Source organism: Kitasatospora sp. NPDC057512 (assembly GCF_042802135.1).
GTDB lineage: Bacteria > Actinomycetota > Actinomycetes > Streptomycetales > Streptomycetaceae > Kitasatospora.
This window is the reverse complement of sequence record NZ_JBHVET010000335.1, coordinates 1-8625: the sequence shown is the minus strand read 5'-3', so window position 1 is coordinate 8625 and position 8625 is coordinate 1. Positions and strand designations below refer to the sequence as shown.

Here is an 8625-nt window from a genome sequence, read left to right as displayed (position 1 = left end):
CCCGAAGACCGTATGACTAGTTCTTCTGGATCTGGTCGAAGGAGAGCTCGACCGGGGTCTCCCGGCCGAAGATCTCGACCAGGCCCTTGACCTTCTTCGAGTCCGGGTTGATCTCGTTGATGGTCGCCTGGAGGGTCGCGAACGGACCGTCGGTGACGGTGACCGAGTCGCCGACCTCGAAGTCCAGCACCTGGATCTCGCTCGGCTTGATCGGCGAGGGCTTGCCGGCCTCCTTGGCCGCCTGGCGCTCGACGTCGGGGGCGAGCATCTTGACGACCTCGTCCAGGGTCAGCGGGTACGGGTCGTAGGCGTTGCCGACGAAGCCGGTGACACCCGGGGTGTTGCGCACGACGCCCCAGGACTCGGGGGTGAGGTCCATGCGCACCAGGACGTAGCCGGGGAGCTTGTTCTGGCGGATGGTCTTGCGGTCGCCGTTCTTGATCTGGACGACCTCCTCCTGCGGCACCTCGGCCTGGAAGATGTACTCCTCGACGTTCAGCGAGACGGCGCGCTGCTCCAGGTTCTGCTTCACCCGGTTCTCGTAGCCGGCGTAGGTGTGGATCACGTACCACTCGCCCGGCATGAAGCGCAGGTCCTCGCGGAACTTGGCGACCGGGTCGACCTCGTCGGCCGACTCCTCCTCGGCCTCCTCGGCGTCCTCGACGGACTCCTCGGCGGCGGCCTCGGCGTCGCCCTCCACGTGCAGCGCGGCCTCCTCGGCGGGCTCGCCGGCCTCGGCCTCGTCGTACGCCTCGACCTCGTCCTCGTCGCTGTCCGCGGCGTCCACGATCTGCTCGGCGGACTCGGCGTCGTCAGCCGGCTCGGCCGCGTCCAGCTCGGCGGCGCCATCCGCCTCGCGGACGGTCTCGTCGGCGTCGTACAGGGGGGACTCAGACACGGTGGCGGCTTCTTTCCTGGAGATGGTGAAGGTGGCGCGCTCCTCGACCGGCCCGGCGGACGGCCGCTCGCGCGGGCGCCAGGTGAGGTCTCGGAGACTTCAACAGTACCGAGTCCACGGTAGCCGCGCGTACGTCCGGCGCCGACAGCTCGACCCGGGCCGAGTAATCGGCCCGGGTCGGGAGGCTGTTCGCGAGGTGGGGCGGCCGGTCAGCCGAAGACCAGGAGGCTCAGCTTGGAGAAGCCGTAGTCCAGGCCGGCCACGAAGGCCATCATGACCACCACGAAGGTGACGACCACGGCGGTGTAGTTGGTGAGCTCGCCGCGGGTCGGCCAGACGACCTTGCGCAGCTCGGCGATGATCTGGCGGTAGAAGAGGGCGGTCCGCGCGAACAGGCCCTTCTTGGCCCGCTTGCCGGACTTCTTCTGCTTGCCGGACTTCTTGTCGCCCTCGGCCGATGCGATCTCGGCAGCGCCGTCGGCACCCTCGGGGTTGCCGCTCTCAGGCGTTGCGGTGGAGCCCGTGGTCTCCGTCACTCGTCCTCACCTGAATCCGGGTCCTGCCGGCTTCGCCGCGCACCCGGTGGGGGCGGCCAGTCGGCTAGCGGTGCTGATCGGTGCCATCTCCGCATCAAGCCCGCTCACTCCTGTGGAGCGAACGGGCTGAAAACGGATCTAGCAGCAGGGCAAGAGGGACTCGAACCCCCAACCGCCGGTTTTGGAGACCGGTGCTCTACCAATTGAGCTATTGCCCTACGGTGCCTCGCGGCTCCGGTGGCGACCAACCTACCGTATCTCCCCCCGCTGTCTGCACAGGCGGTGAAAGCTCCGGTTCTCGGCGGGCCGTCGAGCAGCGAGTGTACGTGGTCGAGGGGTGTTTGGTCGAACTTCTTCTTCCGGACCGACCGCTCCCCCGGCGGACGTCCGGTCTGGCGAGGCCCCTTCCGACGGGCCGTCGGGCCGCGATTCGGACGGGAACGTACGGATGCCGATACCCCGATGCCCGGTAGGTCCCGGTTCTGCGACGATGCAGGCATGAGCGCTTCCACCCCGCAGCCCGACCAGTCCCTCCGCCCCGCCGACCGCCGGGTCTCCGCCCGGATCGGCGCGATCGCCGAGTCCGCGACCCTCGCCGTGGACGCCAAGGCCAAGGCCCTCAAGGCCGCCGGCCGTCCGGTCATCGGTTTCGGTGCCGGCGAGCCCGACTTCCCCACCCCGGACTACATCGTCGAGGCGGCCGTCGAGGCCTGCCGCGACCCGAAGAACCACCGGTACACCCCGGCGGGTGGCCTGCCCGAGCTGAAGGCCGCGATCGCCGCCAAGACGCTGCGCGACTCCGGCTACGAGGTGGACGCCTCCCAGGTGCTGGTCACCAACGGCGGCAAGCAGGCGATCTACGAGGCGTTCGCGGCGATCCTGGACCCGGGCGACGAGGTCATCATCCCGGCCCCGTACTGGACCACCTACCCGGAGTCGGTCCAGCTGGCCGGCGGCGTCCCGGTGGAGGTCGTCTCCGACGAGACCACCGGCTACAAGGTCTCGGTCGAGCAGCTGGAGGCCGCGCGCACCGAGAACACCAAGGTGGTGCTGTTCGTCTCGCCGTCCAACCCGACCGGCGCGGTGTACACCGAGGCCGAGGCCGAGGCGATCGGCCGCTGGGCGCTGGAGCACGGCCTGTGGGTGCTCACCGACGAGATCTACGAGCACCTGGTGTACGGCGACGCCACCTTCACCTCGCTGCCGGCCCTGCTGCCCGAGCTGGCCGAGAAGTGCATCGTGGTCAACGGCGTCGCCAAGACCTACGCGATGACCGGCTGGCGGGTGGGCTGGGTGGTCGGCCCCAAGGACGTCATCAAGGCCGCGACCAACCTCCAGTCGCACGCCACCTCGAACGTCTCCAACGTCGCCCAGCGCGCCGCCCTGGCCGCCGTGGCCGGCGACCTGGACGCGGTCGCCGAGATGCGCGAGGCCTTCGACCGCCGCCGCAGGACCATCGTGCGGATGCTCAACGAGATCGAGGGCGTGCTCTGCCCCGAGCCCGAGGGCGCCTTCTACGCCTACCCGTCGGTCAAGGGCCTGCTGGGCAAGGAGATCCGCGGCCGGCGCCCGCAGACCTCCGCCGAGCTGGCCGCCCTGATCCTGGACGAGGCCGAGGTCGCGGTCGTCCCGGGCGAGGCCTTCGGCACCCCCGGCTACCTGCGGCTCTCCTACGCGCTCGGCGACGCCGACCTGGTCGAGGGCGTCAGCCGGGTCCAGAAGCTGCTCGGCGAGGCCCGCGACTGACCTCGGGTCCGTCCGCCGACGTCAACCCGACGCCAGGGTTTCACCCGGCGCACCGCCCCCTTTCACCCCTTCAGGGGATGTAGAGGGGGCGGTTCCCGTTCAGGGGCCGTATACGGCAGTATCGGTGAATGGAACGCCTGTTGAACCCGCGAGACGTCAGGGGCCTCCCGAAGGCCCACCTGCACCTGCACTTCACCGGCTCGATGCGGCCCGCCACCCTCCTGGAGCTGGCCGACAAGCACGGCGTCCGGCTGCCGGAGGCGCTCAGCTCCGGCGAGCCGCCCCGACTGCGGGCCACCGACGAGCGGGGCTGGTTCCGCTTCCAGCGGCTGTACGACACCGCCCGCTCGGTGCTGCGGGACGAGGAGGACATCCGCCGGCTGGTCCTGGAGACCGCCGAGGACGAGCGGCGGGACGGCTCCCGCTGGCTGGAGATCCAGGTCGACCCGACCTCGTACGCGCCCCGGCTGGGCGGACTGATCCCCGCCCTGGAGCTGATCCTGGACGCGGTGGAGCACGCCGCCGCGGCAACCGGGGTGGGCATCCGGGTCCTGGTCGCGGCCAACCGGATGAAGTCCCCGATGGACGCCCGGACGCTGGCCCGGCTGGCCGTCCGCTACGCCGACCACGGGGTGGTCGGCTTCGGCCTCTCCAACGACGAGCGCCGGGGCCTGGCCCGGGACTTCGACCGGGCCTTCGCGATCGCCCGCAACGGCGGGCTGCTGGCGGCCCCGCACGGCGGCGAGCTGTCCGGCCCGGAGTCCGTCCGGGACTGCCTGGACGACCTGGGCGCCGCCCGGATCGGCCACGGCGTACGGGCCGCCGAGGACCCCCGGCTGATGGAGCGGCTGGCGGACCGGCAGGTCACCTGCGAGGTCTGCCCGTCCTCCAACGTCTCGCTCGGCGTCTACGAGCGCCCCGAGGAGGTCCCGCTGCGCCAGCTGTTCGACGCCGGGGTGCCGCTCGCCCTGGGCGCGGACGACCCGCTGCTGTTCGGCAGCCGGCTGGCCGCCCAGTACGAGCTGGTCCGGGACGTGCTGGGCTTCTCCGACGCCGAACTCGCCGAGCTGGCACGGCAGTCGGTGCGCGGCTCGGTCGCGCCGGAGGCCGTCCGCAAGGAGCTGCTGGCGGACATCGACGCCTGGCTGGTCGGCGACCGCGCCCCCGCGGAAGCGGCCGCCGTACCCGCCTAGGACGGCTGCTAGAGCTTGACGCCCACCATCACCGGCTCGTTCACCAGCTCGACCCCGAAGGCCTCGCGGACCCCGTCCCGGATCTCCCGGGCCAGGGCCAGCAGGTCCTCGGCGGTGGCCGAGCCGCGGTTGGTGAGCGCCAGGGTGTGCTTGGTGGAGAGCGTCGCCGGGCCGCCGCCGTAGCCCTTGCCGAAGCCCGCCCGGTCGATCAGCCAGGCCGCCGAGGTCTTGGTGCAGCCCTCCGGGGCCGGGTAGGCGGGGGCGTCCTCGGTGCCCGGGCGGGTGCGGAAGGACTCGTACTGCGCGGCCGTGAGCACCGGGTTGGTGAAGAAGGAGCCGGCCGACCAGGTGTCGTGGTCCGCCGGGTCCAGCACCATGCCCTTGCCGGAGCGCAGCAGCAGCACCGCCGTCCAGGCCGTGCCGACCGCCACCCGGGCGCCCGGCTCGACGCCCAGGTGCCGGGCGGTCTCCGCGTAGCGGACGGGGGTGGAGAGCCCGTCGTTGTCCTCCAGGCGGAACCGCACCCGCAGCACCACGTAGCGGTCCGGCTCGGCCTTGAAGCGGCTGTGCCGGTAGGAGAACCCGCACTCGGCGTTCGAGAGCACGACCACCTCGTCGGCGGTGCGGTCGTACGCGACCACCTCGGTGATCGACTGCGCGACCTCCTGGCCGTACGCGCCCACGTTCTGCACCGGGGTGGCGCCCGCCGAGCCGGGGATGCCGGCCAGGAACTCGATGCCCGCCAGCCCGTGGTCCCGCACGGTCCGGTGGACCACCTCGGACCAGGTCTCGCCGGCCGCGACCTCCAGCGCGGTGCCGTCCAGGGCGAAGCCCTCGGTGGCGATCCGCAGCACGGTGCCGGGGAAGCCGGCGTCGCCGATCACCAGGTTGGAGCCGCCGCCGAGGACCAGCAGCGGCTCGCCGGCCGCGTCGGCCTCGCGGACGGCGGCGATCACCTCGTCGTCGGTGTGGGCGGTCACCAGGCGGCGGGCCGGGCCGCCGAGCCGGAGCGTGGTCAGCGGGGCGAGGGGGGCGTCGTTTTCTACCAGCACGCCCACCAGCGTACGGGGGAGGGATCCGCCGACCGGAACGCGATTCCCGTCGGCGGGCCCCTCCCGTCCGCCCCCGCTCGGACCCGGGCCGGCTCGGCCCGGTCCGCCGCCCGCTCCCCCGCCGCCGCGCCCCCGAAGCCGCTCAGCCGAGCCGGACGACGGCCCGGGACATGCCGAGCACCTTCTGGCCGCCCGTGGTGGCCAGCAGGTCGACCTGCACCCTGCGGTCGTCCAGCTTCTTGGCGACCTTGGCCGAGACCTCGACCACCGCGCCGACCCCGTCGTTCGGCACCGGCACCGGACGGGTGAACCGCACGCCGTACTCGACCACCGCGGCCGGGTCGCCGACCCAGTCGGTGACCACCCGGATCGCCTCGGCCATGGTGAACATGCCGTGCGCGATCACGTCCGGCAGGCCGACCTCCAGGGCGAACCTCTCGTTCCAGTGGATCGGGTTGAAGTCGCCCGAGGCGCCCGCGTACCGCACCAGTGTGTCGCGGGTCACCGGGAAGGACTGCGCCGGCAGCTCGGTGCCGACCTCGACCTCGTCGTAGTCGATCGCCATCGCGCTCACTCCCCCGCCTCGTCGGCGGCCCGGGCCACCAGGGTCATGACCGACGTCACAACGTGCCCGCCGGTCGCGTCCGTCACCTCGCCACGCACGGTGAGCACGTCGTTGCCCGCCAGCGACTTGATGTTGTCGATGGTCACCGCGACCGACAGCCGGTCGCCGGCCCGCACCGGGCGGGTGTAGGCGAACTTCTGGTCGCCGTGCACCACCCGGCTGAAGTCCAGGCCCAGCTCCGGGTCCTCGACCACCTGGCCGGCCGCGCGGTAGGTGATCACGAACGGGAAGGTCGGCGGGGCGATCACATCGGGGTGCCCCAGCGCCTTCGCCGCCGCCGGGTCGGTGTACGCCGGGTTGGCGTCGCCGACCGCGGTCGCGAACTCGCGGATCTTCTCCCGGCCGACCTCGTACGGCTCGGTGGGCGGGTAACTACGCCCGATGAAGGAGGGGTCGAGCGCCATGGCGGCTCCTCGGAACGCGGGTGGATACGAAAAAACTCCGGGCCGCACCCCCTGTCGAGGGATGCGGCCCGGAGTAGAAGACCTGAATTCACACAGGCCCGTCGCCCTGCAAGAGGGTCAGCGGGTCTCGCGGTGCGCGGTGTGCGAGTTGCAGCGGGGGCAGTGCTTCTTCATCTCAAGACGGTCCGGGTCGTTACGCCGGTTCTTCTTGGTGATGTAGTTCCGCTCCTTGCACTCCACGCAGGCCAGCGTGATCTTCGGGCGGACGTCGGTGGCAGCCACGGGAGTGCCTTCCTTGGACAACGAATAAGAACACAACAAGAGTAGCCGACCGGGAGTGCGATCTCCCGACCGACTACGCGGGGTAGCGGTGACCGGACTTGAACCGGTGACACAGCGATTATGAGCCGCTTGCTCTACCAACTGAGCTACACCGCCACAGTGATCCGCGGCACAGCCGGAGCTGACCGCTTCTCACCAGAGCCCCCATGCGGAATCGAACCGCAGACCTTCTCCTTACCATGGAGACGCTCTACCGACTGAGCTATAGGGGCGAACGAGGAAGAGATTACACGTTTCGCGCCCGGAGGTGAAATCCGTATCCCGCGGCGAAGACCGCAGGTGGGCGAGGGGTACGGACGGACGATCCAAGGCCCGGCGTTCGATCGGCCCGTGAGCCGCGCGGCCCGACCCGATACGACTATTGCCCGCCTCCCGGCGACCCGCCCCCCGGGCCCATAGGCTCGACGCTCATTGATCGGGAGGACTGGCCGGCGGTACGGGCCAGCCGTACGGGGCCGACCGCACGGGCCGGCCCGAGAAGGAGCCGGGCGATGGACAGCGCAGCCGCCGACGGGCCGCACTCCGGGCCCGGCCCGGCGGCCAACCCGCTCGGGCACGGCCCGGTCCTGCTGCTCACCGGCGCCCGGCTGGCCGACGGGCGGGTGGTGGACGTCCGGATCAGCGGCGACCGGATCCAGGCGGTCGGCACCGTCGGCAGCCTCGGCCCGCTGCCCGCCCTGCCCGGCGCGCCCACCGTCACCACCGGCGCCCGGATCGACCTGCGCGGCTACCTGCTGCTCCCGGCCCCCGCCGAGGCGCACGCCCACTACGACACCGCCTTCTCCGCCGCCCTGCCCACCCCGCCGCCGGACACCCCGGCCGACCTCACCCGCCGGGTCACCGAGGCCGCACTGACCTCGCTCGGCTACGGCGCCACCGCCCAGCGCACCCACGTCCGGATCGGCGACGTGCACGGGCTGCGCCGGCTGGAGGCGGTCCTGACCGCCCGGCAGGCGCTGGGCGGGCTGGCCGAGCTCCAGGCGGTGGCGATGCCCCGGCTGCTCACCGGACGGGCCGGCGCGGACGGCCGGGCGCAGCTGCGCGAGGCGCTCAAGCTGGGCGCCACGGCGGCCGGCGGCTGTCCGGAGCTGGACCCGGACCCGGCCGGGTACGTGCAGCTGCTGCTGGAGGCCGCCCGGGAGGCGGACTGCCCGGTGGACCTGCACGCCAGCGCCGCCGACGCCGCCCAACTCGCCCGGATGGCAGGAGCGTTGGCCCCACTGCGGCCCCGGGTGGCGCTCGGCCCGTGCGGGGCGCTGCCCCGGGGCGCGTCGACGGTGCTGGCGACCAGCGGGGTCCGGGTGGTCTGCCTGCCGCAGAACGGCTGCTGCACCGGCCTTGAGGGCCGCTCGGCGGGCCTGCGGCCAGGCCTGGTACGGGAGTTGGCGGCCGCCGGGGTGCCGCTGGCGGCGGGCAGCGGGGCGCTGCGCGACCCGTCCAACCCGGTCGGCCGGGCAGATCCGCTGGAGTCGGCCTATCTGCTGGCCGCCGGTGGGGAGTTGACCCCGGAGGCGGCGTACGACGCGGTGGCGAACCAGGCCCGGACGGCGCTCGGCCTGGCGCCGGTCCGGGTGGACGCCGGGTTCCCGGCGGAGCTGCTGGCGGTGCGCGGGGACAGCCTGGCCGGGGCGCTCGCGGGCGGGCACAGCCGGCTGGTGGTGCACAGCGGCCGGGTGGTCAGCCGGACCAGCGCGGTCCGGGAGTTCGCGGACACGGTGGCGCTGGCGCTGCCCCGGCAGTGCGGGGGCGGGGACGGCTGAGCCGGTCCCGGTGGGCCCGGTGGCCGCGGCGGCCCCCGACGGCCCCTGACGACAGAGACGGCCCCTGAC

Annotated in this window: 9 protein-coding genes and 3 tRNA genes; 3 read left to right on the top strand and 9 right to left on the bottom strand. The window is 72.7% G+C overall.

Annotated elements, in window-relative coordinates:
* Positions 1-16 precede the first annotated feature (16 nt).
* From nusG to ACFU6K_RS21760, 3 genes are all read right to left on the bottom strand, one after another.
* Positions 17-898: a transcription termination/antitermination protein NusG gene (gene nusG / locus ACFU6K_RS21770; protein WP_380665407.1), complete on the bottom strand. Its 882-nt coding sequence runs from the start codon at positions 896-898 to the stop codon at positions 17-19.
* A 209-nt stretch (positions 899-1107) separates the two neighbouring features.
* Positions 1108-1434, bottom strand: coding sequence for a preprotein translocase subunit SecE (gene secE, locus ACFU6K_RS21765; RefSeq protein WP_049651985.1), 327 nt, complete (start codon positions 1432-1434; stop codon positions 1108-1110).
* Between the two features lie 145 nt (positions 1435-1579).
* Positions 1580-1652 (bottom strand) — tRNA-Trp (locus ACFU6K_RS21760).
* 280 nt (positions 1653-1932) lie between these two features.
* Between ACFU6K_RS21760 and ACFU6K_RS21755 the strand changes: the two genes are divergently transcribed.
* A complete protein-coding gene (locus ACFU6K_RS21755) occupies positions 1933-3180 on the top strand; it encodes a pyridoxal phosphate-dependent aminotransferase (RefSeq protein ID WP_380665405.1) in 1248 nt (415 codons plus the stop codon).
* A 128-nt stretch (positions 3181-3308) separates the two neighbouring features.
* Positions 3309-4373: an adenosine deaminase gene (locus tag ACFU6K_RS21750; RefSeq protein WP_380665403.1), complete on the top strand. Its 1065-nt coding sequence runs from the start codon at positions 3309-3311 to the stop codon at positions 4371-4373.
* An 8-nt stretch (positions 4374-4381) separates the two neighbouring features.
* On the opposite strand, the gene ACFU6K_RS21745 is transcribed toward ACFU6K_RS21750, so the two are convergent.
* The 6 genes from ACFU6K_RS21745 to ACFU6K_RS21720 all read right to left on the bottom strand — a co-directional run bounded on the left by ACFU6K_RS21745 (position 4382) and on the right by ACFU6K_RS21720 (position 7008).
* A complete protein-coding gene (locus tag ACFU6K_RS21745) occupies positions 4382-5425 on the bottom strand; it encodes a UDP-N-acetylmuramate dehydrogenase (RefSeq protein ID WP_380665401.1) in 1044 nt (347 codons plus the stop codon).
* 142 nt (positions 5426-5567) lie between these two features.
* A complete protein-coding gene (locus ACFU6K_RS21740; RefSeq protein ID WP_380665399.1) occupies positions 5568-5990 on the bottom strand; it encodes a MaoC family dehydratase in 423 nt (140 codons plus the stop codon).
* 5 nt (positions 5991-5995) lie between these two features.
* Positions 5996-6454, bottom strand: a complete 459-nt coding sequence (locus ACFU6K_RS21735; protein WP_380665397.1) for a MaoC family dehydratase N-terminal domain-containing protein — start codon at positions 6452-6454, stop codon at positions 5996-5998.
* 117 nt (positions 6455-6571) lie between these two features.
* Positions 6572-6736, bottom strand: coding sequence for a 50S ribosomal protein L33 (rpmG, locus tag ACFU6K_RS21730; protein WP_006604855.1), 165 nt, complete (start codon positions 6734-6736; stop codon positions 6572-6574).
* Between the two features lie 83 nt (positions 6737-6819).
* A tRNA-Met gene (locus ACFU6K_RS21725) sits at positions 6820-6892 on the bottom strand.
* Positions 6893-6935: 43 nt separating this feature from the next.
* Positions 6936-7008: transfer RNA gene (locus ACFU6K_RS21720), tRNA-Thr, on the bottom strand.
* A 279-nt stretch (positions 7009-7287) separates the two neighbouring features.
* Between ACFU6K_RS21720 and ACFU6K_RS21715 the strand changes: the two genes are divergently transcribed.
* Entirely contained in the window at positions 7288-8556 is a 1269-nt protein-coding gene (locus tag ACFU6K_RS21715; RefSeq protein ID WP_380665395.1) for a hydrolase, read from the top strand.
* Positions 8557-8625: the final 69 nt, after the last annotated feature.